Below are 24,129 nucleotides of genomic sequence, written 5' to 3' on the forward strand. Positions count from 1 at the left end.
TCCCTCTCCCCGTGGGAGAGGGACAGGGTGAGGGCATCAGGCCGCACAAAATCACCCGCCCACGTAATACCGCTTCACCTCATCGAACTGCATCGCAAACTCGATATAGCTCATCAGCGCAGGCGAATTCAGCTTGCGGCTCGGATAGGCCAGCCACAGGTCATTCCCCTCGACATTCCACTCAGGCAGCACTTTTACCAACGCACCCTTCTCCACCTTATCTTCCAGCAGAAAAGCAGGCAGCAGCGTAATGCCGGCGCCAGCAATCGCGCACTCACGCGCGTACACCAGGTTATCCGTCATATGGGCGTTATCCGGCAGATAGCGGTAATCCTCACTCTCGCTTCGCAGCAGCCATTCAGACCAGGCTTTGTGGGTAATACAGCGGTGCTCCACCAGCTGGCGGGGATGCGTCAGCGGCTCCCGACGCGCGAGATATTCGGGCGAGGCCAGCATAAAGCGCGGACAGTGCCCGATCATCCGGCCAATCAGGGAGGAGTCCTGCGGCTTGCCGGTACGCAGCGCCACGTCAAATCCGGCCTCGACCAGATCCACCACGTCATCAGAGATCGACACATCCAGCGACACGTCAGGAAAGCTCAACTGGAACTCGGCGTTCATATGCGCCAGCAGCGTCGCGCCAATCCCTGCCGGGCAGGTGATCCTTAGCCGCCCACTCGGGTTTTCGCGCAGCCGCTGAATGGCGTACTCCGCACGCTCACTGGCTGCCAGCATCTCACGGCAGTGCACCAGATAGTGCTCGCCCGCAAACGTCAGGTTCAGTCTGCGCGTGGTACGGTTGAGCAAGCGGATCCCCACCTGCTGCTCAAGCTGGCTAATGCGCTGGCTGACGCTGGATTTCGGCAGTTCGGCCTTCTGCGCTGCAGCAGTAAAGCTTCCCATCTCTGCCACCAGCGCAAACAGCGCCATATCCTGCAGCTGTTTAAACATGATTGTTCACCCTGTACGAACGCTGAGTTCTCGATTGTCCATCTTATCATGCAGCTGTCCACTTAATAGACTAGCCTCAACAAAACGCATTCCATTGAGGAGCACACCATGTCCGTTAAAGCCATTGCCGTTAACCCATCGAACCCTTCAGCCTTTATTGAGATTGCTCAACCGATGCCGCAACCCGGCGAGCACGACCTGCTGGTCGAGGTGAAGGCCGTTTCCATCAACCCGGTCGATACCAAAGTGCATGCCAGTATTGCCAGAAACGGTCTGCAGGAGCCGCGTATTCTCGGCTGGGATGCCAGCGGTATCGTTAAATCCGTTGGCGCTGGCGTTAGCGGATTTAAACCGGGCGATGCGGTGTGGTATGCAGGGGATATCACCCGCCCTGGCAGCAACACTACCCACCAGTTGATCGATGCGCGTATCGTCGGGCACAAACCAGCCAACCTCGGTTGGGCCGCCGCAGCCGCATTGCCACTGACCGCCCTGACAGCCTGGGAAGGATTATTCGAGCGGCTGAACATTCAGAATGCCGACGCGGATAAAACGCTGTTGATTATCGGCGGTGCGGGTGGCGTAGGATCGCTGGCGATCCCGTTTGCGAAGCACAACAGCAAGGTGAAGATCATCGCGACGGCGTCAAGAGAGGATTCCGCCCAGTGGTGCCGCGATCGCGGTGCTGATGCGGTGGTGAACTACCGCGACCTGAAAGATGAACTGGCAAAACAGGGGATCACCTTTGTGGATTACATTTTCATTCTCAACGACACCGATGGCCACTGGGATGCGGTCAGTGAGCTGATTGCACCACAGGGGCATATCTGCTCTATCGTTGAGAACGCGCATCCGCTGAACCAGGATAAGCTGAAATCAAAATCTGCCGCCCTGCACTGGGAATTTATGTACACCCGCAGCATGTACCAGACTGCCGATATGGCACGTCAGGGGGAGATCCTCAATGAGGTGGCGAAACTGGTAGATAACGGTGTGGTAGAGAGTTCGCTGAGTGAAACATTGCACGGGCTGAGCGTGGAAAGCATTACCGAGGCGCACCGTAAAGTGCTGGACGGGCATATGCGCGGGAAAGTGGTGGTTGAGTTCTGAGTGGTCTGATTCCCTCACCCTGGCCCTCTCCCAAAGGGAGAGGGCGGTTAACGCTTACCCCTGCTCCCCCATCATCTCCTTCACCAGCTCGACGCAACGCAGGAAACGGGAGTCGTAATCTGACTCTTCAACATGCACAAACTCAACGTTGTTCTCATTGAGCATATCCACCAGCATGGTCTGGAATTCCCGCCTGTCCACGGAGCTGCCGAGGCTGCGCATCCCGTCAGCCACCCACGGGGTGTTGTTTTCCAGCAGGATCACCAGGTCAAAGCGGTATTCATCAATCAGCGCCTGCACGAACGGGTGCTCACGCCCTTCATATTTTTTACAAAACGCCTGAGTGGTGACGAAATCAGTATCAATGAATGCCACTTTATTCGCGTATTTCACCGCGAAATCAATGTACTGGGCATGACCGAGCGCGATTTTGTCGTAGTCGGAATACTGCAGCGCCATCTCGTCGCCGCCGAGGTGCGAGAAGACATAATCGCGGCCATATTCCCACGCGCTGGTGGTGTTGAAGATATTCGCCAGTTTGTTAACCAGCGTTGATTTCCCGCTCGACTCACCGCCCAGAATGGCGACGGTGCGGACAAAGAACGGTTTCACTTCAGTTGGGATGTAATCCCAGTAGCGGAACGGGTTTTCGCGGATTTGCGCCCCGCTGATGTTCATAAACGTCCGTTTCGGATCAATCAGCACCGTTTCAATACCCAGATGCTCGCGGAACTGCGGCGCGTCTGACTCTTCAGAGGTGTAGATCCAGTTCGGGGTGATTCCCTTCTCTTCCATGAACGCTTTAACGCCGTTGCTCCACACGTCCCAGCCGTGCGGATACGGCTCCATGCCCTCTTCATTAAAGGCATGGATGCGGATATTTTTCTGATATTTGAAGGTCTGAAGTAGCCAGCGCAGACGGTCCGGCACGGTCGGCTGCTGCGACATGGCGCTGTCTTCAAACAGCTGGCGATCGCGGGTTTCGTCGTAGCCCATGATGATGTGCAGCTCGTCAACCTGGCTACAGGCGCGCTGAATCAGATAGATGTGCCCGGTATGCAGCGGGTAAAACTTGCCGAACACCACGCCGATGTTCTTTTGCATACGCGGGAATTCCAGCCCCAGAAAGCGATGTAACGCCTCCAGCTTTTGCGCGCTGGGACTTTTGATTTTGGCGTTCAGCAGTTGGCTAAGGTAGCCTTTGGTCATTCCGCTGGCGTCCGCCACCTGCTGTAACGTGCAGCCCTTCTGGCGGATTGCGGTCTTAATGTAGTCAAATGATGACATAAATTACGGTGCCTCCTGCAAAATCGAATACGTAATTATAAGTCGTCAAAGACATTTAACGCATCTGCGAGTTTCTTAACGCCAAAAACCTGCATCCCTTCCGGGATTTTTTTCGGCACGTTAGCGGCAGGTACAATCGCCCGGCGGAAGCCGTGTTTTGCCGCCTCGGAGATACGCTCCTGGCCGCTTGGCACCGGACGGATCTCTCCAGCCAGACCGACCTCACCAAATACCACCAGATCCTGCGGCAGCGGCCTGTCTCGCAGGCTGGAGACCATCGCCAGCAGCAATGCGAGGTCTGCACTGGTCTCAGTGACTTTAACGCCGCCCACCACGTTAACGAAGACGTCCTGATCCGCCATCTGCAGCCCGCCGTGACGGTGCAGCACCGCCAGCAGGATCGCCAGGCGGTTCTGTTCCAGACCGACCGCCACGCGCCGTGGGTTGCCCATCATCGACACGTCCACCAGCGCCTGAATTTCAACGAGCAGCGGGCGCGTCCCTTCCCACAGCACCATCACCGAGCTGCCGGAGGTGATTTCATCGCCGCGACTCAGGAAGATGGCCGACGGGTTGCTAACTTCGCGTAGCCCCTGCTCGGTCATGGCAAATACGCCCAGTTCGTTCACCGCCCCGAAGCGGTTTTTATGGCTGCGCAGGGTACGGAAGCGGGAATCTGCGTCGCCGTCGAGCATCACGGAGCAGTCGATACAGTGTTCGAGCACCTTCGGCCCCGCCAGCGAGCCGTCTTTGGTGACGTGGCCGACCATCACAATCGCCACGCCGCGCGTTTTAGCAAAGCGCGTCAGATAGGCAGCAGTTTCGCGCACCTGCGCAACGCTGCCAGGCGAAGACTGAATGTCCGCCATGTGCATCACCTGGATGGAGTCGATCACCATCAGCTTCGGCTGCTCTTCTTCGGCAATCATGCAGATCTGCTCGATGCTGGTTTCCGAAAGCATATTCAGATTGCCGGTTGGCAGGCCAAGGCGGTGCGCGCGCATTGCTACCTGCTGCAGGGACTCTTCCCCCGTGACGTACAGGGTTTTCATCTGCTCGGCGAGCTTACAGAGCGTTTGCAGCAGCAGGGTTGATTTACCCGCGCCCGGGTTACCGCCGATCAGGATGGCGCTGCCCGGCACCACGCCGCCGCCGAGCACGCGGTCAAACTCTTTGAACCCGGTGGAGAAGCGCGGCAGCTCTTCGAGGCTGATATCCGAGAGCTTTTGCACCTTCGCCACGCCCGCGTTACCGGCGTAACCGCTCAGGCGCTCGTTGCGCGCCACGCTCGGCGAAGCCGCCACACCACGCACTTCGGTGATGGTGTTCCAGGCATGACAGGCGCTGCATTGCCCCTGCCAGCGCGGATAATCCGCACCACATTCATTACAGACAAATGCGCGTTTTGGAGCTTTCGCCACGGTTTACCTCGTTATTTCTGATTAAGGCTGCCAGAGAGAATGCAGAACACTCCCATCAGGTCAGCATGACGGATAGTCACTTCCGTCTTTTCGTTCACTTTCGGCTTAGCATGATAGGCAATGCCAAGCCCGGCTGCTTTGATCATCGGCAGGTCGTTCGCGCCATCGCCGATGGCGACAGTCTGGACGTGCGGAATTTCATATTTTTCCGCCAGACGGGTCAGGGTGTTGGCTTTGTACTGAGCATCCACGATATCGCCGATCACCTGGCCGGTCAGCTTGCCATCCATGATCTCCAGCTCGTTGGCCACAACGGTGGTCAGATGCAGTTTTTCCCGCAAATAATCCGCGAAGAAGGTGAAGCCACCGGAGGCGATCGCGACTTTCCAGCCTAACGACTGCAGCTTCAGTACCAGCTGCGTCAGCCCTGGCATCAGCGGCAGCACGTCGCGTACCTGACGCAGAATGTTGGCATCGGCCCCTTTCAGGGTCGCCACGCGCTGTCTCAGGCTGGCGGTGAAGTCCAGTTCTCCGCGCATCGCACGCTCGGTGACTTCCGCCACCAGATCGCCGCTGCCTGCCAGTTTCGCAATCTCGTCAATACACTCGATCTGAATGGCGGTAGAGTCCATATCCATCACCAGCAGGCCCGGCGTTTTCAGGTGAGGAATTTTACCCAGCGGGGCAACATCCAGCCCGGCGTCATGCGCCAGGCGTGTCGCACGTTGCGTCAGGGAGCCTGCCAGACGAATGACCTGATAATCCTCGACACACCAGGCGGCGACAATGACCATCGCGGCACCCAGTTTGGTTTGATATTGGGTAAGGCGTTGCTTATCCAGGCCGCGTCCGTACAGCAGCCAGCCGCTACGGCCAGCGTGGTAATCCAGAGGCATCACCTCATCGCCACTAAGAGAGAGCGGCAATCCTGGCCATAAAGAGACATCCGTTGGCAGGTCACACCAGGTAATGTTCGGCATTAAAGCTCCTGTAATTTCGTTCGCGCCGGAAGGTTCCAGAGGGAAAATAACGCATGAGGCTACCTTGTAACCATCACTTCTGGCAACATTAAGCCCTAAATTTTCAGCAGGTGGAATATGGCTCGCGCAAAACTGAAATTCCGGCTTCATCGCGCCGTGATTGTCCTTTTCTGTCTCGCACTCCTCGTGGTGCTGATGCAGGGGGCGTCGTGGTTTAGCCAGAATCATCAACGGCAACGTAACCCACAGTTTGAAGAGCTGGCCCGCACGCTGGCGCGTCAGGTGACACTCAACGTCGCACCCTATATGCGTACCGAGACGCCGGACGATAAACGAATCGGTCAGGTCTTACGTCAACTCACTGAAAACAGTCGTATTCTGGATGCGGGCGTTTATGACGAGCAAGGAGACCTGATTGCCCGCGCAGGCGAACATGTCGACGTGCGCGACAGGCTGGCGCTGGACGGCAAAAAAGCCGGAGGCTATTTCAACCAGCAGATTGTCGAACCTGTCCAGGGCAAAAATGGCCCACTGGGGTATCTGCGTATGACGCTCGACACCCACACCCTGCCAACCGAAGCTAAACAGGTGGATAACACCACCAATATTCTCCGCCTGATGCTGCTGCTCTCTCTGGCAATTGGCGTCGTGCTGGCGCGCACGCTGCTTCAGGGCAAACGCACCCGCTGGCAACAGTCGCCGTTCCTGCTGACCGCAAGCAAGTCTATCCCCGAAGAGGAAGAGAGCGAGAAGAAAGATTAATGATAAAGTAGGCGGACGACCCGGAAAAGGAACTCTGCCATGACGACGTTACGCCTGCTTATCTCTGACTCTTACGATCCCTGGTTTAATCTCGCGGTAGAAGAGTGCATCTTCCGCCAGATGCCCGCCACCCAACGTGTACTATTTCTCTGGCGCAACGCGGATACGGTGGTCATCGGTCGTGCGCAAAACCCGTGGAAAGAGTGCAATACGCGGCGTATGGAAGAGGACAACGTCCGCCTGGCGCGCAGAAGCAGCGGCGGCGGCGCGGTGTTTCACGATCTGGGCAATACCTGCTTTACCTTTATGGCGGGCAAACCGGAGTACGACAAAACCATCTCAACATCCATCGTCCTGAACGCCCTCAATTCGCTCGGCGTGACGGCAGAGGCTTCAGGGCGTAACGACCTGGTGGTGAAAACCGCTGAAGGCGACCGGAAAGTCTCGGGTTCGGCTTACCGCGAAACGATGGATCGCGGGTTCCACCACGGTACCCTTCTTCTGAACGCCGATCTCAGCCGTCTGGCGAACTATCTGAATCCCGATAAGAAAAAGCTGCAGGCCAAAGGGATTACCTCCGTGCGCGGCCGCGTGGCAAATCTGGTGGAACTGCTGCCGGGGATTACTCACGAGCAGATTTGCGATGCGATCCGTGACGCTTTCTTTGAACATTACGGCGAGCGCGTGGAAGCAGAAGTGATCTCCCCAGACAAAACCCCGGATCTGCCCAACTTTGCCGAGACGTTTGCCCGTCAGAGCAGCTGGGAGTGGAACTTCGGTCAGGCTCCTGCATTTTCTCACCTGCTGGATGAGCGTTTTACCTGGGGCGGCGTGGAGCTGCATTTTGACGTGGAGAAAGGCCATATCACCCGCACGCAGGTGTTTACCGATAGCCTGAATCCGGCACCGCTGGAAGCACTTGCGGCACGTTTACAGGGCTGTTTGTATCGGGCGGATATGCTGCAACAGGAATGCGAGGTGTTAATCGAGGATTTCCCGGAGCAGGAAAATGAGCTGCGGGAGCTGTCAGCGTGGATTGCACAGGCCGTGCGCTAGGTGCGGTCCGGTACCCTCTCCCAACGGGAGAGGGAGGGAAGAGACAGAATTACTCTTTATCGCCCAGCAGAACGGATTCCAGCGCGATTTTGATCATGTCGTTGAAGGTGGTCTGACGCTCGGCAGCGGTGGTCTGCTCGTGGGTACGGATGTGGTCAGACACGGTGCAGATGGTCAGCGCTTTCGCACCAAACTCAGCCGCCACACCGTAGATGCCCGCAGCTTCCATTTCCACGCCCAGGATGCCGTATTTTTCCATCACGTCGAACATCTCGCCGCCGTCTGGCGCATAGAACAGGTCAGCAGAGAAGAGGTTACCTACGCGAGCGTCAACGCCCAGCGCTTTTGCTGCGTCAACGGCGTTACGCACCATGCCAAAGTCTGCAATCGCAGCAAAGTCATGATCTTTGAAACGCATGCGGTTGACTTTGGAATCGGTGCAGGCACCCATACCAATGACCACATCACGCAGTTGAACGTCCATGCGCACAGCGCCGCAAGAGCCCACACGGATGATTTTCTTCACGCCGAAATCGGTGATCAGCTCTTTGGTGTAGATGGAGCAGGATGGGATACCCATACCGTGGCCCATAACGGAGATTTTGCGGCCTTTGTAAGTCCCGGTGAAGCCCAGCATGCCGCGAACGTTGTTCACTTCACGCACGTCTTCGAGGAAAGTTTCTGCAATGTGCTTCGCGCGCAGCGGGTCACCCGGCATCAATACGACGTCAGCGAAATCACCCATTTCTGCGTTAATGTGAGGAGTTGCCATCTTCAGTTCCTTTTAAATTGTTTATTCTTTTCACCCTCTCCCTGTGGGAGAGGGTTGGGTGAGGGCATCAGACCGCACCCAACATGATTCAGAACATGGCCTTGCCATATTCCATGTCGGACGTACCAAAGTATTTCGCCAGGGTCTGGCCGATATCCGCGAAGCTTTCACGGTGACCAAGGGAGCCTGGTTTCACTTTCGGGCCGTACACCAGCACAGGAATGTGCTCACGGGTGTGATCGGTACCGGTCCAGGTTGGGTCACAGCCGTGGTCCGCAGTCAGGATCAGAATGTCATCTTCACCCACCAGCTCCATCAGCTCCGGCAGGCGGCGGTCGAACAACTCCAGGCCCGCTGCATAACCGGCAACATCACGACGGTGGCCCCAGGAAGAGTCGAAGTCGACGAAGTTGGTGAAAACAATGGTCTTGTCACCCGCCTCTTTCATCTCTTTGATGGTGGCATCAAACAGCGCGTCCAGACCGGTGGCTTTCACTTTCTTGGTGATGCCGCAGTTGGCGTAGATATCCGCAATTTTACCCACGGACACCACGTGACCGTCTTTCTCTTCAACCAGCTTCTGCAGCACGGTTGGTGCCGGTGGCTCAACGGCCAGATCGTGACGGTTACCGGTACGCTGGAAGTTACCCGCTTTGTCGCCGATAAACGGACGTGCGATAACGCGACCAATGTTGTATCCGCCTTCGGTCAGCTCTTCACGGGCGATTTCGCACAGCTCGTAAAGTTTATCCAGGCCGTAGGTTTCTTCGTGGCAGGCAATCTGGAACACGGAGTCAGCAGAGGTATAGAAAATCGGTTTGCCGGTTTTCATGTGCTCTTCACCGAGCTCATCCAGGATCACGGTACCGGAAGAGTGGCAGTTACCGAGGTAGCCCGGCAGGTTTGCGCGCTTAACCAGCTTGTCCAGCAGTTCCTGCGGGAAGCTGTTCTGATGATCGGAGAAGTAGCCCCAGTCGAACAGAACCGGCACACCGGCGATTTCCCAGTGTCCAGACGGGGTGTCTTTACCGGAAGAAAGCTCGTGAGCCCATGCGTAGGCACCCACCACTTCCGCGTTGCCGTCCATACCTGCTGCAATTTTACCGGTAGAACCTTCATGCGCTTTCACCAGACCCAGGCGGGTCAGGTTGGGTAGAGTCAGAGGGCCTTTACGACCTTTATCCGCTTCGCCTTTGGCACAGGCTTCCGCGATGTGACCCATGGTATCGGAACCCACGTCACCAAAACGTTCTGCATCTTCGGTTGCGCCGATGCCGAATGAGTCCAGCACCATAATAAATGCACGTTTCATAATTGTTCTCCGTACGTAGTGCTTAAAAATGATTGATCAGATCAGTATACCGCTATTCAGTGATACGACGATAGACCGTTGGTGTGCTTTCCGGTGCTTTATCGTCGAGTGTAATGGCCGCTTTAACCGCTTTCGCCGCTTCCTGCCAGCTGGCTTCATCTTTGGCGTGGATCACCGCCAGCGGACGTTGTCCGTCGACGCTGTCGCCCAGTCGGGCCATATCGGTAAAGCCGACGCTGTAATCAATCATGTCCGATGCCTGGCGACGACCGCCGCCCATTGAGACAACCGCCATGCCGAGTGCACGGGTATCCGTGGCTGAGACAAAGCCTTCGCTATCGGCATAAACCGCTTTACTGAGCGTCGCCGTTGGCAGGTATTTCGCGTAGTTTTCCACGAAATCGGTTGGACCTTTCTGCGCCGCCACCATGCGACCAAAGATCTCCGCCGCTTTGCCGTTATCCAGCACCGCCTGCAGTTTCGCGCGCGCGTCTGCATCATCTTTGGCAAGCTTGCCGGAGATTAACATCTCAACGCACAGTGCCATGGTGACGTCGAACAGACGCGGGTTGCGGTATTCACCGGTCAGGAATTGTACGGCTTCACGCACTTCAACCGCATTACCTGCACTGGAGGCCAGAACCTGGTTCATGTCGGTGAGCAGTGCAGTGGTGCGCACGCCGGCACCGTTGGAGACGCCAACGATCGCTTCAGCAAGCTGGGCAGAAAGTTCATAGGTTGGCATAAACGCGCCGCTACCTACTTTTACATCCATCACCAGCGCGTCCAGCCCTTCGGCCAGTTTCTTCGCCAGAATAGAGGCGGTGATCAGCGGGATGGAGTCAACGGTCGCGGTGATATCGCGGGTGGCATAGAAACGCTTATCTGCCGGAGCAAGAGAGCTGGTCTGGCCGATAATCGCCACACCAACGTCTTTAATAATGTCGCGGAAGCGGTTGTCATCCGGGAAGATATCGAAGCCCGGAATGGCTTCCAGTTTGTCGAGCGTACCACCGGTATGGCCGAGGCCGCGCCCGGAGATCATCGGGATGTAACCCCCACAGGCCGCCACCATTGGGCCGAGCATCAGGGAAGTCACATCACCTACGCCACCTGTGGAGTGCTTGTCCACAATCGGGCCGTTAAGGTTCAGGCTCTTCCAGTCCAGAACGGTTCCTGAATCTCGCATCGCCATCGTCAGCGAGACCCGCTCAGGCATCGACATATCGTGGAAGAAAATGGTCATCGCCAGCGCAGCGATCTGCCCTTCAGAGACGGTGTTATCACGAATGCCGTTGATAAAGAAGCGGATCTCTTCGTCGCTTAATGCATGACCATCACGTTTTTTACGAATAATTTCTTGTGCGAGAAACACGGTAACCTCCCGAAATAAGCCGGGATCGCTTCGCGTCACCCGGCAATTCAAACCTTAGTAGCTGCTTGCGCTCTTACCATCGCCGTGACCCAGCGCTTTCAGCAGGCTGGCCAGCAGGCTGGATGCGCCAAAGCGATAGTGACGGGAATCTGCCCATTCAGCGCCGAACAGTTCATCCGCGATGGCCAGGAACTGTTGCGCATCTTCCGCGGTACGTACGCCGCCCGCAGGTTTAAAACCAACCGTTTTGGACACGCCCATATCGCGGATCACTTCCATCATGATGCGTGCGCTTTCCGGGGTGGCGTTAACCGGCACTTTACCCGTAGAGGTTTTGATGAAATCAGCACCCGCTTTGATGGAGATTTCAGATGCTTTACGAATCAGGGCTTCTTCTTTCAGCTCACCGGTTTCGATGATCACTTTCAGCAGTACGTTTGCCGCAGCACACGCATCTTTACAGGCTTTCACCAGGTCAAAACCGACCTGCTCGTTGCCCGCAATCAACGCACGGTATGGGAATACCACGTCAACTTCATCTGCACCGTAAGCAATAGCTGCGCGGGTTTCTGCCAGCGCGATCTCGATATCGTCGTTGCCGTGCGGGAAGTTAGTCACGGTTGCAATACGCACGTCCGGCGTGCCCTGCTCTTTCAGCGTTTTACGGGCAATCGGGATAAAGCGCGGGTAGATACAGATAGCAGCGGTGTTACCGACGGGCGTTTTCGCCTGATGGCACAGGGCGATGACTTTTTCATTGGTGTCGTCATCGTTCAGGGTGGTCAGGTCCATCAGTTTCAACGCGCGCAGGCTGCTTGCAGTTAAATCGGTCATAACATTCTCCAACGGCAGTGCCGTATAAATTTTACCTTGCGGGTCTGTGAGTATTCTAACATTCACCCGCATCCACACTTCGACATTCATCACAGTTAATGAAAACTACGTACAAATTTGCATTGCTGTAATGAGATCTTCTTCAAACTTTATCGTGCTAATTGCTGACGAAAGCAGCAATACCCCCTGTCGGATCAAAAGCCCCAACAGATGTGCTTCCTACAATCCGTTCATCATCCGCAGAATAAACAAGGAAGCGATCATGTCCCACTCCAGCCCCGACGCCCTGCAACAACGTTGCCAGCACATTGTGACAAGCCCGGTGTTAACCCCGGAACAAAAACGTCATTTCCTGGCGCTGGAAGCGGAAAACAACCTGCCTTATCCGGAACTCCCTCAGGCAGCGCGCGCCGCGCTGGACGAGGGGTTTATCTGCGACATGTTCGAAGGCCATGCGCCTTACAAACCCCGCTATGTTCTGCCGGATTACGCAAAATTTTTGTCCAACGGCTCAGAATGGCTGGAGCTGGAAGGCGCGAAAGACCTGGATGACGCTCTTTCACTACTCACCATTATTTACCACCATGTGCCATCCGTAACATCCATGCCTGTCTATCTGGGCCATCTCGATGTGTTACTGCAACCGTATGTTATAATTCTAACACAAGAAGAGGTTGATAGCCGAATAAAACGTTTCTGGCGCTATCTCGACCGAACGCTGCCGGATGCATTTATGCACGCAAACATCGGACCTGCTGACGGCCCCATCACCCGTGCTATTCTGCGTGCCGATGCAGAGCTGAAGCAGGTCGCGCCGAACCTCACCTTTATCTACGATCCAGATATTACCCCGGACGATTTGCTGCTTGAGGTGGCAAAAAACATCTGTGAGTGCAGCAAACCACATATTTCTAACGGCCCGGAAAATGATAAAATTTTCACAAAAGGCCGTTACGGCGTGGTGAGTTGTTACAACTCCCTGCCGCTTGCGGGCGGTGGCAGCACCCTGGTACGCCTTAACCTCAAAGCCATTGCTGAACGCAGCACTTCCATTGAAGACTTCTTCACCCGCACGCTCCCGCATTACTGCCGGCAGCAAATTGCTATCATCGATTCACGCTGCGATTTCCTGTACGAGCAATCTGGCTTCTTTGAGAATAGCTTCCTGGTAAAAGAGGGACTGATTGATGCCGATCGGTTTGTGCCGATGTTTGGGATGTACGGTCTGGCAGAAGCGGTGAACATACTTTGCGAAAAGGAAAGTATTGCGGGGCGCTACGGTAAAGACGAGCAGGCCAACGCGCTGGGCTACCGCATCAGCGGGCAGCTTGCGGCATTTGTGGAAAACACGCCGGTGAAACACGGCTGGAAGCACCGCGCGATGCTGCACGCGCAGTCGGGGATCAGCTCTGACTCCGGCACCACGCCGGGGGCGCGCCTGCCCTATGGGGATGAACCGGATCCGATCAACCATCTGCTGGCCGTAGCGCCGCATCATAAATACTACCACTCAGGGATCAGCGATATTTTGACCCTGGATGAGACGGTAAAACGCAACCCGCAAGCGGTGGTTCAGCTATGTCTTGGTGCGTTCAGAGCCGGTATGCGTGAATTCACCGCGAACGTAGCCGGTAACGATCTGGTACGCGTGACCGGGTATATGGTGCGCTTGTCAGATCTTGAAAAATACCGTGAAGCCGGATCGCGTACTAATACCACGTGGCTTGGAGAAGAAGCCGCGCGTAACACCCGCATCCTCGAACGTCAGCCGCGCGTGATTAGCCATGAACAGCAGATGCGCTTTAGTTAGTCAGGTTATCCCTTTCTCCTGCGTGGACGGGCCGGGCAGCCGCCTGGCTCTTTTCCTGCAGGGATGTAACCTGCGTTGTAAAACCTGCCACAACCCGTGGACGATCGGCCGCTGCAACGACTGCGGTGACTGCGTGCCCCACTGTCCGCACGACGCGCTGACCATTCATGCCGGGCGCGTCTGGTGGCAGGAGAGTGACTGCCAGCAGTGCGACACCTGCCTCCGCCAGTGCCAGCAGCAGGCAACGCCCATGGCGCATCGCTTTAGCGTAGAGGAGATCCTCGCGCAAATCCGCAGAACTGCGCCCTTTATTGAGGGTATTACGGTGAGTGGCGGTGAGGCTACCACGCAACTTCCTTTTCTGATCGCGCTTTTCACGGCGATCAAAACGGATCCCACGCTGAATCATCTAAGCTGCCTGGTGGACAGCAATGGCCTGTTAAGTGAAACCGGCTGGCAGAAACTCCTGCCGGTGCTGGATGGCGCGATGCTGGATCTGAAGGCATGGGGAAATGAGCATCACCGTTTCCTGACCGGACGCGAAAACCCACAGATTAAACAAAGCATTCGCTGGCTGGCGGATCGTCACCGTTTGACGGAACTGCGCTTACTGGTCATCCCGGATCGGTGCGATTATCTGGAACAGATCAAACCGCTGACGACATTTATCCACGGGCTTGGAAACGTCCCGGTGCGAATCAACGCGTTTCATGCGCAGGGGGTTTATGGCGAAGCGGCGTCATGGCGTAGCGCTACACCGGAAGACGTTGAGCCGCTGGCGCTCGCGCTGGAAAAACAGAAGATAACCGTGATCCGCCCGGCACTTTATCTATAGTGTGATACCAAATACCGAACGCGTATTCTCAAGCAAGGCATCAGCAATCACCTCTTCTGGCTCATCGCGCAGCTCGCACAACGTGACAAACACGCGCGCCGCCTGTTCCGGGCGATTCGGCTGGCCCTGAAAACCATTCAGCGGCATATCCGGCGCGTCGGTTTCCAGCAGAAGCGCCGACAGCGGCAGCTGTGCCATTACGTCCCGGGTTTTACTGGCACGCGGATAAGTGATGGTGCCACCCACGCCAATTTTATAGCCCAGTTCGGTAAAACGCTGCGCCTGCTGCAGGCTGCCGGAGAAACCGTGTACGACACCTCTCCGTGGTAGATCGATGCGTTTCAGGTGCATCGCCAGCTTATCGTGCGTGCGTCTTGAGTGGAGGATCACGGGCAGATCGTAACGCTTGGCCAGCCTGAGCTGCGCATCAAGGATCGTCTGCTGACGCTCAAACTGCGGCTCCTCACGGTAAAGATCGAGGCCGATCTCACCGATGGCGACAAGTTTGTCTCCTGCGGTCTGCAGTACCTCATCAAGCCTCTCAATGTGCTCATCAAGATGTCGCTCAATGACAATCGGATGGAGGCCGAGCGCGGCATAGAGCGCGGGATACTGCGTGGCAAGATCCAGCACACGGGAAAAGTAAGCAGCTTCCACTGACGGCACAATGATGGCCTGAACGCCTGCTTCGGCAGCTTTCGCAATACTTTGCTCTTCATCCCCCGTAAACGGCGGAAAATCAAAGTGGCAGTGGGTATCGACAAAGCAGTGCGTCACGCCAGATCCTCGTTATCCAATAGAGCGTCATTCGCCTGCGGAATATCCACCAGCGGCATCGTCAGGGCATCGTTAGCGACAATCGCAGGCGGCATAATAATACGTTTATGCCGATGTAGCGGTGGTTGCTCCGCCAGCATTTTCCCCACTGTCGCCAGGAAGTAACGGCCGCACAGCCGGCCCGTTTTATAATCTGCACGCAACGCCGGGACGCGGCTGCCCAGCGCCATACTGACCAGCGGCTTAGGTGGATAGATTTCAAAAATACGCAGTTTTCCCGGCGGTTTTTCAATGAAACGCTGCATCGCGCCGTAGGTGGTTTCATGCTGTTTAGCGATGTTCACCAGCGGTTGCAGGCTGCTGTCGCCTAACCAGCGTTCCATGCGTTTAAACCACTGCGGGGTGTAGTACATTTGCGACGGTACGGTACGGATCACCACAATAGTTTTCGCTCCGCGCCGGGCAGCTTCCTGCACTGGCACTGCGTCACTGATCCCCCCATCCAGATAACTGATGCCATCCAGCTGCGCACCGGTACGATAAAAACCGGGAATGGCACTCGAGGCACGAATGATATCCAGCCAGTTTTCCTTCTGCGGAGAGAAATACCCCGGTGAATAATCATCTCCCCGGCTGGCACACATCCAGAATTCTTTCCCGCCATCAAACAGGCGCGCTGCAGTGTCCATAGCCAGCGGCATCTGGCTGGAGGTGGATTCCAGCAGCCAGTCGAGATCGATCAGATTGCCGCCACGCACAAAGCGTACCGGATTAAAAAATTCTTTCGCCGTGGTATAGCGCATTATCACTTTTCGCGCATAACCAGGCTGGTTACAGACATAGGCAGACAGGTTCTGTGCCCCGGCTGAGGTGCCGAAGTAAAGGTCAAACGGGTTGAACTGCGCGCGCATAAATTCATCCAGCACGCCCGCAGTGAAAATGCCACGCTGCCCGCCCCCCTCACAGACCAGCGCGAGCTGGCCTGCACGAAACGGCTTTAACGTTAGCGGCGCGATATTGCCGAGCGTAACGGGAATTCGTTGCCCCACCTCTGCCTTCCTGTTCTGGTTATTCTGTAACAACACAGTAACGCACACGACCTGCAACGCAAATAAGAAAAAGCCAGTCGCAGTGACTGGCTTTTTTTTGTTGAAGGAATATTGCGTTTGCTACGGACGTCGACGTCCGGTAAACAGGCTGACCAGGAACAGAATAATACCGACGACAAAGACAACTTTTGCTGCCCATGCCGCAGTACCCGCCAGTCCACCAAAGCCCAATGCGGCGGCAATTAACGCGATAACCAGAAATATAATGCCCCAACGAAACATAAGCCTCTCCTTTACCATAGTTAATGTCGGCCGCTAAACGTGAGCGCTCAGGTCACTCACCGGCGTTTTCCAGAGTCGTTCTTATTTTCGCCCGCTGGTTTTAGCCAGACGGGCGAATGGTCCAGATTTACTTCGTTTTCAGATCGTTTTTAACGCTTTTCACGCCATCAATCGCTTTGGCGATGGACTCGGCACGTTCACTTTGCGCCTGCGAATCTACCGTACCGGAGAGCTGAACCACACCATCGGTGGTTTCCACTTTCACCTTACGGGACGGCACAATGTCATCTGCTAAAAGTTTAGCTTTGATTTCGCTAGTGGTGGCTGCATCACCGGCATAACCTTTCACCGACGCGTTTTTGCTGTCACGTACGTGCAGCTTATCGCTAACGGACGCAACGCCTTCGACGCCTTTCGCCACTTTCACCGCCTGTTCGGCCTGAGCCTGGCTTTCAACAAAGCCACTCAGCGTGACCACTTTCTTGTCGGTCTTAACGGAAATATCGGTGCTCTTAATGGCTTCATCATCCACCAGTGCGGCTTTCACTTTTGCTGTGATTGAGCTGTCATCCATGAAATTGCCGACTTTATTCATAGAGCTATCGATTTTTTGCCCTGCGGTATCGGCCGTGGACTGTGCTTTATCCATGGTGCTGCTTTCCGCCAGAGCGGAACCGCTCACCAGAACGCTACCCACGGTTACAGCCAGCAGAGTTTTCGAAATCTTCAGTCTTGTCATATTCATCGATCTATTCCTGTGTTTACCCGTTATTCGGGCTACATACTTCCTTAGTAGTTTTATATATTGCGAATAAACACACGGGCAAAATGGATAACCTAAAGTCATGCATTGAACAGTTAATTTATCCACGCCCGGCGTTAAACACTGAGTTAAATATAGATCACTCTCACAGAGCCGCTTTCAGAATTGGGTAAAAAACGCGCGAATAGCGAGAAATTGCGTTGAATTAAGAACATTCCGCAAGGGATTAATAAGACAGGAATTAAAGAAGAGCACGGCGGCAGCCGTGCTCTGAGAGGGGATTAGTGTTCGCGGGTTTTGCGGAACTGAACATCAGGATAGCGTTCCTGAGTCAGGTTCAGGTTAACCATGGTTGGGGCGATGTACGTCAGGTTATCGCCACCATCGAGCGCCAGCTGAATTTCGTTCTTACGCTTAAATTCTTCGAATTTCTTCACGTCAGAACACTCAACCCAGCGCGCGGTCGCCACGTTCACCGATTCGTAAATCGCTTCCACGTTGTATTCGCTCTTAAGACGAGCCACCACCACGTCAAACTGCAACACACCCACCGCGCCAACGATCAGATCGTTGTTTGCGATTGGGCGGAACACCTGTACCGCGCCCTCTTCGGAAAGCTGTACCAGGCCTTTCAGCAGCTGTTTCTGCTTCAGCGGATCGCGCAGACGAATACGGCGGAACAGCTCCGGTGCGAAGTTCGGGATACCGGTGAACTTCATCATTTCGCCCTGGGTGAAGGTATCACCGATCTGGATGGTGCCATGGTTGTGGAGACCGATGATGTCGCCCGGGTACGCCTCTTCAACGTGCGAACGGTCGCCCGCCATAAAGGTCAGCGCATCGGAGATCACCACGTCTTTACCGATACGCACCTGGCGCAGCTTCATGCCCTTTTCATATTTACCGGACACTACGCGCATAAAGGCCACGCGGTCGCGGTGTTTCGGGTCCATGTTGGCCTGAATTTTAAATACGAAACCGGTGAACTTCTCTTCCTGCGCTTCCACTTCACGGGTGTCGGTTTTACGTGGCATCGGCTGCGGCGCCCACTCCACCAGACCGTCAAGCATGTGGTCAACGCCGAAGTTACCCAGCGCGGTACCAAAGAATACCGGCGTGATTTCACCGCTCAGGAACAGCTCTTTGTCGAACTCATGAGACGCGCCTTTCACCAGCTCCAGCTCGTCGCGCAGCTGTGCGGCCAACTCTTCACCTACCGCCGTATCCAGATCCGGGTTATCCAGACCTTTCACGATGCGCACTTCCTGGATAGTGTGGCCTTTACCGGTCTGATACAGGTAAGTTTCGTCTTTATAAAGGTGGTAAACACCTTTGAACAACTTGCCACAGCCGATTGGCCAGGTGATTGGTGCACAGGCGATTTTCAGCTCGTTTTCCACTTCATCCATCAGCTCCATCGGATCGCGGATGTCACGGTCGAGTTTGTTCATGAAGGTGAGGATCGGCGTATCGCGCAGACGGGTCACTTCCATCAGCTTACGGGTCCTGTCTTCTACACCTTTTGCGGCGTCGATCACCATCAGACAGCAGTCAACCGCCGTCAGCGTACGGTAGGTATCTTCGGAGAAGTCTTCGTGCCCCGGGGTGTCCAGCAGGTTCACCAGGCAGTTGTGATACGGGAACTGCATCACGGAGGTGGTAATCGAAATACCACGCTGCTTTTCCATCTCCATCCAGTCGGATTTCGCATGCTGGCTGGAACCACGGCCTTTAACCGTACCGGCAGTCTGAATCGCCTGTCCGAACAGCAGCACCTTTTCGGTGATGGTCGTTTTACCGGCATCCGGGTGCGAGATAATGGCAAAAGTGCGGCGCTTGGCCACCTCTTGCAGATAAGGAGACAACGTCATAATCAAATCTTCTTATATAAGCGCGGCAGCACGCCGTGCATCATGGAATACGAAAAATGCGGCTATTTTACCCATCAATGGGGGGCAGGCAATCATTGTTTACACAGGAGTTGCTCCAGTTCGTTCAACGACGTCACGGTCCAGGTCGGTTCGATACCTTCAGGCTTCACGCGGCCATGCGCATTAAGCCAGACGGTCGACAGACCGGAATTCATGCCACCCAGAATATCTGACTCTGCGGTATCACCCACCATCAGTACGCGATCGCGGTCAGGATTGCCGGCCTGCGCCAGCGCATAATCGAAAATACGCGGATCCGGTTTCGGCACGCCGACCTCTTCCGAGATCACCAGCGCGTCAAAATGATCGCGCAGGCCGGTGCGCTCAAGGCGGATCTGCTGCAGGGCGGTAAAACCGTTGGTGATGATCCCCAGTTTCACCTTGCCTTTCAACGCATTCAGCAGGGAAACCGCGCCCGGCAGTGGCGCACAAATATCGGCCATCGCATTCAGGAAGGCATCGTTCAGCGTCCCCGGACTCACCTTTAAACGTTCCGCCCAGACATCAAAACGCTGATGCTGAAGTTGTAACGCGGTGATGGCACCGTTCTGGTAATCCACCCACAGCGGTTTATTCACCGCCTGATAGTCCTGAAAATCCTCAGCGGTGAAGGTTACGCTATAGTCGAGAAACATCCGCTGTAGACCACCGAACGCGTCGAACGTAAACAGCGTTTCGTCGGCATCAAAGAAAATCCAGTCCCATTTCATCGTTACAACCTTATTTTCGTTATCCAATCGGCAGAGCCATTATGATGGCGTCTTCACGTCCCTCTGCGGTGGGGTAGTAGTTACGGCGGATTGTCGCCTCATTAAAGCCTAAGCTTTCATAGAGCGCGATGGCGGCGACGTTCGATGCGCGCACTTCCAGCCACAGGGTGAAAACGTCACGGGTTTCGAGCTCACGGATGAGGTGCTCAAGCAGTTCTCTTCCCAGCCCACGACGCTGAAACGCAGGATCAACCGCGATATTAAACAGCGTCGCTTCATCAAGAACAACCTGCGTAATCGCGAAGGCGGCCATGGTGCCGTCAACGTCCAGGCGGTAATTCAGATACCGCTCGCCCTGATTGCTGGCGAAGGTTTTTTCGCTCCACGGAAACGCGTGGGCGCGTGTTTCAATCGCAAACGCTGTGGTCAGGTCAGGCGTCGTGAGGGAAGAAATCGTGTTCATATTCGCAGATTTGTTGCCATAGCGCGCAACGCGCTTTTTGGTTGGCTTTCAGTTCGTCCAGCGCTGGCGAGCAGATCTGGCTCCCCTGTAGGGGGATTTCGTTTGTCTCTCCGATACGCCAGCTGTTACAGCGGCAATCAGGAGGAAGCATCGCGACCCGTTCTGGCGTCAGCTGTAAAACCTGGTCGGCCGTCAGCTTCAGGCAGCGAAGGACATCACCGATCAGGGGTTCGTTCAGGGCAGGCAGTTCTTCCGCCACCATCACCAGGCGAACGTGCGCCGGGATGGAGATGGCGATTTCGCCCTGCAACGCCGTCGGGCGACGCAAAGCCCACTGGGTGATGCCCAGTTGCTGCAACTGCCAGTCTCGTCGGGATGTCATAGGGAAAACTCCTGTCTCTCAGGCGCGCAAATATAGCAAATGTGTCGAAAGTGCGCCATCTACCTACTATAATCCCCGCCTGAGTTTATTGAGGAACAATTCATGTCTGCATTTACCCCGGCAAGTGAAGTCTTGCTGCGTCACAGTGATGATTTCGAAGAAAGCCGTATTCTGTTTGCCGGAGATATGCAGGATGACCTGCCCGCACGTTTCGAATGTGCTGAAAGCCGTGCCCACACCCAATATTATCACCACTGGCAGGTCCTGAGCCGCCAGATGGGCGAGCGCGCGCGCTTTAGCCTGGTGGCGGAGCAGAGCGATATCGCCGACTGCGATACGCTGATTTACTACTGGCCGAAGAATAAACCGGAAGCCCAGTTCCAGCTGATGAACCTGCTCTCCCTGCTGCCGGTCGGCTGCGATATTTTTGTGGTGGGTGAGAACCGCAGCGGCGTGCGTAGCGCTGAACAGATGTTGGAAGGCTACGCGCCGCTGAATAAAGTCGACAGCGCTCGCCGCTGTGGTCTGTACCATGGCCGTCTGGAAAAACAGACTTCGTTTGATGCACAAGCTTACTGGGACGAGTACCAGCTTGACGGTCTGACCATCAAAACCCTGCCGGGCGTGTTCAGCCGTGACGCGCTGGATACGGGTAGCAAACTGCTGCTCTCCACCCTGACGCCGCACACCAAAGGCAAAGTGCTGGACGTGGGCTGTGGCGCGGGGGTACTTTCAACAGTTCTTGCCAGCCATTCGCCAAAAGTGCGTTTAACCCTGTGTGATGTGAGCGCGCCAGCGGTAGAAGCCAGTCGCGCAACGCTTGCCGCAAACGGAATCGAAGGCGAAGTGATTGCCAGTAACGTCTTCTCCGACATTACGGGTCGTTTCGACATGATTATCTCCAACCCGCCGTTCCATGATGGCATGGAGACCAGCCTTGAAGCCGCGCAAACGCTGATCCGTGGCGCAGTTCGTCACCTTAACAGCGGTGGAGAGCTGCGCATCGTGGCTAACGCCTTCCTGGCGTACCCGAAAGTGCTGGACGAAACCTTCGGCTTCCATGAAGTGATCGCTCAGACCGGTCGCTTTAAGGTTTACCGCACCGTGATGACGCGTCAGGCCAAAAAATAATCTCTAATCCTGTAGGCCGGAGAAGCGCAAGCGCTATCCGGCTCCACATGGCATCACCATCGGCCATTTTTCCAGCAATCAAGGTGTCGCGCGCACTTTTCTGTTGACGTAAAGCTGAAAACATCTAGAATGCGCCTCCGTGGTTACGATACTTTTACAGTATCGATGGTATGCGAAGGTGGCGGAATTGGTAGACGCGCTAGCTTCAGGTGTTAGTGTCCTTACGGATGTGGGGGTTCGAGTCCCCCCCCTCGCACCATAAATCACGTTGATATTGCTCGCACTGGGCGAAGGTGGCGGAATTGGTAGACGCGCTAGCTTCAGGTGTTAGTGTCCTTAGGATGTGGGGGTTCGAGTCCCCCCCCTCGCACCAACGAGGCGATATCAAAAATAGTAAGATGACTGTGCGAAGGTGGCGGAATTGGTAGACGCGCTAGCTTCAGGTGTTAGTGTCCTTACGGATGTGGGGGTTCGAGTCCCCCCCCTCGCACCAATTATCTTACAGCCCTTCTGAAATTCTTCTTTTTTCTGTTATTTCAAACTCATCAGTATCACCAGAATTCCACTAACCAGTGCAACGCACGATGGCAGTAGAACAAAGTGGCGTAACTGCTTATGCCATATCATTCCTGACGTGACTAATAATCCTGACACAATGATGGCTTTCCAGACATTGATGGAGAGATCGGCAAACATCAAACCGCCGAGAATCACTCCCGGCAGTAATACACCCCAACCACTTCCCAGCGCTCTGTTCAACATGACTCGCCCTCTCACATTGATAATGATAACCAATATCATATGAAATAAATTGTCATTTGTCAGCATAGCGAATCAAAAACCATCGACCTTTACCTTTCCCATAATGACAGGAATTGCCTAAGGTGATAAATTGCACACCTGTTAATTACACCTAAAGATTTTCTGATAATTATTCTTTGAGTTTTTTACTTTTTTAATTGCGACACCACACCTATTTATTTGTTTTAATTAAATTTTAATAAAAACGTACTACTATGACATCACAATCCTGGCGGTCTTTGGTTCACAGAAAATATCAATTATCGTTACGTTTATTTTTATTCCTGAACGCAACATCAGCCGTGTTCTCGGTAACAAATCCACTTAATTCTGTGCGCGTGTTCTCTTTCCCTCTGATTGCTATTTTCTCCATCAGCACTGGCCTGCTCGCCTGGCACTGGAAGAAGAGGACACGGAAGATCAATATTCCTGTTATTTCAGGGATTTTCGGTATTTTGTGGGCCTGGCAAATTGTCTCAAAATTTTCACTAATTACTCACGACCATATGACGTATTTGATAATAGCGCTATTAACGGTGCTTTTTATCGGTACGCTGGCATTTGCCAGTAATATTGTGGCATTCATACTGCACTCATTACCCACCTTTATTGTCTGCCTGTGGTTAGGTAACCACGATATATGGCTGAGAATAGCCTATTCTTTCGCACTTCCTGTGGTGGCAATTGCTATTCATAACATTTTGCAAAGACGTAACGATCGCTTTGCTCAGGAGCTGCTCTCTCGCTTACTGGAAGAACGGGAAACCCTCACCGATCTCAGCATGATGGATCCCCTTACCGGACTCTATAATCGTCGCGGCCTGCAAAGCCGTCTGGAGAACTTGCCAGCGGTTGAGAACGGCGAACACTTTGTCCTGCTGATGGATATCGACCACTTCAAGGCCTATAACGACCACTACGGCCATATGATGGGCGACCAGGCATTGAAACGTGTCTCTGCGGCAATTCGCGACGCCGTGCGTTCTCGCGATATTGTGGCGCGTTTTGGCGGGGAGGAGTTTATGGTGCTGCTGACCAATATTTCACTCGAACATGCCCGCCAGACGGCAGAGCGGATCCGTCAGAAAGTCTACGATTTGAAAATCCCGCATCTGTTCAACGAAAGCGTTGCGACAAATGTCACCATCAGCATTGGTATTGCTATTTTCGAGGATGAAGACGTGGAAGGCGCACTGGAAAAAGCGGACAAAGCTCTCTACGAAGCCAAGCATATGGGACGCAATAATATTCTGCTTAGTGAAGGCCTTCAGTCGGCTTAAGCGCGAGGTCGTTTAACCAGGACAAAAGTCTTGCCATTGGTTTGAGCAATAGTTA

At 54.7% G+C, this 24,129-nt stretch carries 24 protein-coding genes and 3 tRNA genes; 10 read left to right on the forward strand and 17 right to left on the reverse strand.

The features are described 5' to 3' along the window. Nucleotides 1-51 precede the first annotated feature (51 nt). The gene (locus tag AC0XWG_RS03890) at nucleotides 52-951 is read right to left on the reverse strand and encodes a LysR family transcriptional regulator (protein WP_108089536.1); all 900 of its coding nucleotides are present in this window, start codon (nucleotides 949-951) and stop codon (nucleotides 52-54) included. 108 nt (nucleotides 952-1,059) lie between these two features. On the opposite strand from AC0XWG_RS03890, the gene AC0XWG_RS03895 reads away from it, so the two are divergent. Further along, entirely contained in the window at nucleotides 1,060-2,061 is a 1,002-nt protein-coding gene (locus AC0XWG_RS03895) for a zinc-binding alcohol dehydrogenase family protein (protein ID WP_475680387.1), read from the forward strand. A gap of 54 nt (nucleotides 2,062-2,115) precedes the next feature. On the opposite strand, the gene nadR is transcribed toward AC0XWG_RS03895, so the two are convergent. Genes nadR through serB form a run of 3 tightly spaced genes read right to left on the reverse strand, consistent with a single transcriptional unit; the run spans nucleotide 2,116 to nucleotide 5,749 of the window. After that, the gene (gene nadR / locus AC0XWG_RS03900; RefSeq protein ID WP_028016603.1) at nucleotides 2,116-3,348 is read right to left on the reverse strand and encodes a multifunctional transcriptional regulator/nicotinamide-nucleotide adenylyltransferase/ribosylnicotinamide kinase NadR; all 1,233 of its coding nucleotides are present in this window, start codon (nucleotides 3,346-3,348) and stop codon (nucleotides 2,116-2,118) included. Between the two features lie 35 nt (nucleotides 3,349-3,383). Next, nucleotides 3,384-4,769, reverse strand: a complete 1,386-nt coding sequence (radA, locus tag AC0XWG_RS03905) for a DNA repair protein RadA (RefSeq protein WP_014068810.1) — start codon at nucleotides 4,767-4,769, stop codon at nucleotides 3,384-3,386. A gap of 11 nt (nucleotides 4,770-4,780) precedes the next feature. Continuing rightward, complete coding sequence (serB, locus tag AC0XWG_RS03910; RefSeq protein WP_028016602.1) at nucleotides 4,781-5,749, reverse strand: phosphoserine phosphatase; 969 nt, start codon at nucleotides 5,747-5,749, stop codon at nucleotides 4,781-4,783. Nucleotides 5,750-5,866: 117 nt separating this feature from the next. Here serB and AC0XWG_RS03915 point away from each other — a divergent pair, with 117 nt between their 5' ends. Together AC0XWG_RS03915 and lplA are read left to right on the forward strand one after the other, a co-directional pair. Continuing rightward, nucleotides 5,867-6,511: a YtjB family periplasmic protein gene (locus tag AC0XWG_RS03915; protein ID WP_028016601.1), complete on the forward strand. Its 645-nt coding sequence runs from the start codon at nucleotides 5,867-5,869 to the stop codon at nucleotides 6,509-6,511. Between the two features lie 39 nt (nucleotides 6,512-6,550). Beyond that, the gene (gene lplA, locus AC0XWG_RS03920; RefSeq protein ID WP_475680388.1) at nucleotides 6,551-7,567 is read left to right on the forward strand and encodes a lipoate--protein ligase LplA; all 1,017 of its coding nucleotides are present in this window, start codon (nucleotides 6,551-6,553) and stop codon (nucleotides 7,565-7,567) included. Nucleotides 7,568-7,616: 49 nt separating this feature from the next. On the opposite strand, the gene deoD is transcribed toward lplA, so the two are convergent. The 4 genes from deoD to deoC all read right to left on the reverse strand — a co-directional run bounded on the left by deoD (nucleotide 7,617) and on the right by deoC (nucleotide 11,860). Beyond that, a complete protein-coding gene (gene deoD / locus AC0XWG_RS03925; protein ID WP_028016599.1) occupies nucleotides 7,617-8,339 on the reverse strand; it encodes a purine-nucleoside phosphorylase in 723 nt (240 codons plus the stop codon). Nucleotides 8,340-8,427: 88 nt separating this feature from the next. Beyond that, complete coding sequence (gene deoB / locus AC0XWG_RS03930) at nucleotides 8,428-9,651, reverse strand: phosphopentomutase (protein WP_028016598.1); 1,224 nt, start codon at nucleotides 9,649-9,651, stop codon at nucleotides 8,428-8,430. A 52-nt stretch (nucleotides 9,652-9,703) separates the two neighbouring features. Further along, the gene (gene deoA / locus AC0XWG_RS03935; protein ID WP_134708266.1) at nucleotides 9,704-11,026 is read right to left on the reverse strand and encodes a thymidine phosphorylase; all 1,323 of its coding nucleotides are present in this window, start codon (nucleotides 11,024-11,026) and stop codon (nucleotides 9,704-9,706) included. A gap of 54 nt (nucleotides 11,027-11,080) precedes the next feature. Then, the gene (gene deoC, locus AC0XWG_RS03940) at nucleotides 11,081-11,860 is read right to left on the reverse strand and encodes a deoxyribose-phosphate aldolase (RefSeq protein ID WP_032666764.1); all 780 of its coding nucleotides are present in this window, start codon (nucleotides 11,858-11,860) and stop codon (nucleotides 11,081-11,083) included. A 262-nt stretch (nucleotides 11,861-12,122) separates the two neighbouring features. On the opposite strand from deoC, the gene AC0XWG_RS03945 reads away from it, so the two are divergent. Next, entirely contained in the window at nucleotides 12,123-13,670 is a 1,548-nt protein-coding gene (locus AC0XWG_RS03945) for a YjjI family glycine radical enzyme (RefSeq protein WP_475680389.1), read from the forward strand. After that, nucleotides 13,645-14,505: a YjjW family glycine radical enzyme activase gene (locus AC0XWG_RS03950; protein ID WP_134708264.1), complete on the forward strand. Its 861-nt coding sequence runs from the start codon at nucleotides 13,645-13,647 to the stop codon at nucleotides 14,503-14,505. The genes AC0XWG_RS03945 and AC0XWG_RS03950 overlap by 26 nt, the downstream gene beginning before the upstream one ends. Here AC0XWG_RS03950 and AC0XWG_RS03955 read toward each other — a convergent pair. The 8 genes from AC0XWG_RS03955 to AC0XWG_RS03990 form a co-directional block, all read right to left on the reverse strand. Next, nucleotides 14,500-15,282: a TatD family hydrolase gene (locus tag AC0XWG_RS03955; protein ID WP_134708263.1), complete on the reverse strand. Its 783-nt coding sequence runs from the start codon at nucleotides 15,280-15,282 to the stop codon at nucleotides 14,500-14,502. The two genes, AC0XWG_RS03950 and AC0XWG_RS03955, sit on opposite strands and share 6 nt — an antisense overlap. Continuing rightward, the gene (locus tag AC0XWG_RS03960) at nucleotides 15,279-16,331 is read right to left on the reverse strand and encodes a patatin-like phospholipase family protein (protein ID WP_032666763.1); all 1,053 of its coding nucleotides are present in this window, start codon (nucleotides 16,329-16,331) and stop codon (nucleotides 15,279-15,281) included. The genes AC0XWG_RS03955 and AC0XWG_RS03960 overlap by 4 nt, the downstream gene beginning before the upstream one ends. Nucleotides 16,332-16,451: 120 nt before the next feature. Further along, nucleotides 16,452-16,613 (reverse strand): DUF1328 domain-containing protein, encoded by a 162-nt coding sequence (locus tag AC0XWG_RS03965; protein WP_032666762.1) that lies wholly within the window; start codon nucleotides 16,611-16,613, stop codon nucleotides 16,452-16,454. Nucleotides 16,614-16,740: 127 nt separating this feature from the next. Beyond that, on the reverse strand, nucleotides 16,741-17,358 hold the full coding sequence (gene osmY / locus AC0XWG_RS03970) for a molecular chaperone OsmY (protein WP_134708262.1): 618 nt from the start codon (nucleotides 17,356-17,358) through the stop codon (nucleotides 16,741-16,743). A 299-nt stretch (nucleotides 17,359-17,657) separates the two neighbouring features. Next, on the reverse strand, nucleotides 17,658-19,247 hold the full coding sequence (prfC, locus tag AC0XWG_RS03975) for a peptide chain release factor 3 (protein WP_028016590.1): 1,590 nt from the start codon (nucleotides 19,245-19,247) through the stop codon (nucleotides 17,658-17,660). Nucleotides 19,248-19,339: 92 nt separating this feature from the next. Then, nucleotides 19,340-20,017 carry a pyrimidine 5'-nucleotidase gene (gene yjjG, locus AC0XWG_RS03980; RefSeq protein ID WP_128348211.1) on the reverse strand — a complete coding sequence of 226 codons (678 nt, stop codon included), beginning with the start codon at nucleotides 20,015-20,017 and terminating at the stop codon, nucleotides 19,340-19,342. A 19-nt stretch (nucleotides 20,018-20,036) separates the two neighbouring features. Next, nucleotides 20,037-20,480, reverse strand: coding sequence for a ribosomal protein S18-alanine N-acetyltransferase (rimI, locus tag AC0XWG_RS03985; protein ID WP_023334424.1), 444 nt, complete (start codon nucleotides 20,478-20,480; stop codon nucleotides 20,037-20,039). After that, nucleotides 20,449-20,862: a DNA polymerase III subunit psi gene (locus AC0XWG_RS03990; RefSeq protein ID WP_475680390.1), complete on the reverse strand. Its 414-nt coding sequence runs from the start codon at nucleotides 20,860-20,862 to the stop codon at nucleotides 20,449-20,451. Before AC0XWG_RS03990 ends, rimI begins: the two co-directional genes overlap by 32 nt. Before the next feature lie 102 nt (nucleotides 20,863-20,964). Here AC0XWG_RS03990 and rsmC point away from each other — a divergent pair, with 102 nt between their 5' ends. From rsmC to AC0XWG_RS04010, 4 genes are all read left to right on the forward strand, one after another. Continuing rightward, a complete protein-coding gene (gene rsmC, locus AC0XWG_RS03995) occupies nucleotides 20,965-21,993 on the forward strand; it encodes a 16S rRNA (guanine(1207)-N(2))-methyltransferase RsmC (protein WP_028016587.1) in 1,029 nt (342 codons plus the stop codon). Nucleotides 21,994-22,165: 172 nt separating this feature from the next. Then, a tRNA-Leu gene (locus tag AC0XWG_RS04000) sits at nucleotides 22,166-22,252 on the forward strand. A gap of 28 nt (nucleotides 22,253-22,280) precedes the next feature. Then, nucleotides 22,281-22,366: transfer RNA gene (locus tag AC0XWG_RS04005), tRNA-Leu, on the forward strand. A gap of 33 nt (nucleotides 22,367-22,399) precedes the next feature. Further along, a tRNA-Leu gene (locus AC0XWG_RS04010) sits at nucleotides 22,400-22,486 on the forward strand. Between the two features lie 38 nt (nucleotides 22,487-22,524). Here AC0XWG_RS04010 and AC0XWG_RS04015 read toward each other — a convergent pair. Next, nucleotides 22,525-22,794, reverse strand: a complete 270-nt coding sequence (locus AC0XWG_RS04015; RefSeq protein ID WP_203250369.1) for a DUF1435 domain-containing protein — start codon at nucleotides 22,792-22,794, stop codon at nucleotides 22,525-22,527. Between the two features lie 215 nt (nucleotides 22,795-23,009). Between AC0XWG_RS04015 and AC0XWG_RS04020 the strand changes: the two genes are divergently transcribed. Beyond that, nucleotides 23,010-24,074 (forward strand): GGDEF domain-containing protein, encoded by a 1,065-nt coding sequence (locus AC0XWG_RS04020; RefSeq protein WP_028016585.1) that lies wholly within the window; start codon nucleotides 23,010-23,012, stop codon nucleotides 24,072-24,074. Nucleotides 24,075-24,129: the final 55 nt, after the last annotated feature.

It is taken from the genome of Enterobacter sp. DVT3837 (assembly GCF_056238685.1).

What these genes read in the sequence shown, in the direction of transcription:
- serB (WP_028016602.1), bottom strand. Translation starts at nt 5,749, where the DNA reads ATGCCGAACATTACCTGGTGTGACCTGCCAACGGATGTCTCTTTATGG.
- rsmC (WP_028016587.1), top strand. Translation starts at nt 20,965, where the DNA reads ATGTCTGCATTTACCCCGGCAAGTGAAGTCTTGCTGCGTCACAGTGAT.
- lplA (WP_475680388.1), top strand. Translation starts at nt 6,551, where the DNA reads ATGACGACGTTACGCCTGCTTATCTCTGACTCTTACGATCCCTGGTTT.
- AC0XWG_RS03950 (WP_134708264.1), top strand. Translation starts at nt 13,645, where the DNA reads ATGAACAGCAGATGCGCTTTAGTTAGTCAGGTTATCCCTTTCTCCTGC.
- AC0XWG_RS03915 (WP_028016601.1), top strand. Translation starts at nt 5,867, where the DNA reads ATGGCTCGCGCAAAACTGAAATTCCGGCTTCATCGCGCCGTGATTGTC.
- rimI (WP_023334424.1), bottom strand. Translation starts at nt 20,480, where the DNA reads ATGAACACGATTTCTTCCCTCACGACGCCTGACCTGACCACAGCGTTT.
- AC0XWG_RS04015 (WP_203250369.1), bottom strand. Translation starts at nt 22,794, where the DNA reads ATGATATTGGTTATCATTATCAATGTGAGAGGGCGAGTCATGTTGAAC.
- osmY (WP_134708262.1), bottom strand. Translation starts at nt 17,358, where the DNA reads ATGAATATGACAAGACTGAAGATTTCGAAAACTCTGCTGGCTGTAACC.
- AC0XWG_RS03895 (WP_475680387.1), top strand. Translation starts at nt 1,060, where the DNA reads ATGTCCGTTAAAGCCATTGCCGTTAACCCATCGAACCCTTCAGCCTTT.
- deoC (WP_032666764.1), bottom strand. Translation starts at nt 11,860, where the DNA reads ATGACCGATTTAACTGCAAGCAGCCTGCGCGCGTTGAAACTGATGGAC.
- AC0XWG_RS03990 (WP_475680390.1), bottom strand. Translation starts at nt 20,862, where the DNA reads ATGACATCCCGACGAGACTGGCAGTTGCAGCAACTGGGCATCACCCAG.
- AC0XWG_RS03965 (WP_032666762.1), bottom strand. Translation starts at nt 16,613, where the DNA reads ATGTTTCGTTGGGGCATTATATTTCTGGTTATCGCGTTAATTGCCGCC.
- prfC (WP_028016590.1), bottom strand. Translation starts at nt 19,247, where the DNA reads ATGACGTTGTCTCCTTATCTGCAAGAGGTGGCCAAGCGCCGCACTTTT.
- yjjG (WP_128348211.1), bottom strand. Translation starts at nt 20,017, where the DNA reads ATGAAATGGGACTGGATTTTCTTTGATGCCGACGAAACGCTGTTTACG.
- deoD (WP_028016599.1), bottom strand. Translation starts at nt 8,339, where the DNA reads ATGGCAACTCCTCACATTAACGCAGAAATGGGTGATTTCGCTGACGTC.
- deoB (WP_028016598.1), bottom strand. Translation starts at nt 9,651, where the DNA reads ATGAAACGTGCATTTATTATGGTGCTGGACTCATTCGGCATCGGCGCA.
- AC0XWG_RS03945 (WP_475680389.1), top strand. Translation starts at nt 12,123, where the DNA reads ATGTCCCACTCCAGCCCCGACGCCCTGCAACAACGTTGCCAGCACATT.
- AC0XWG_RS03890 (WP_108089536.1), bottom strand. Translation starts at nt 951, where the DNA reads ATGTTTAAACAGCTGCAGGATATGGCGCTGTTTGCGCTGGTGGCAGAG.
- nadR (WP_028016603.1), bottom strand. Translation starts at nt 3,348, where the DNA reads ATGTCATCATTTGACTACATTAAGACCGCAATCCGCCAGAAGGGCTGC.
- AC0XWG_RS04020 (WP_028016585.1), top strand. Translation starts at nt 23,010, where the DNA reads ATGACATCACAATCCTGGCGGTCTTTGGTTCACAGAAAATATCAATTA.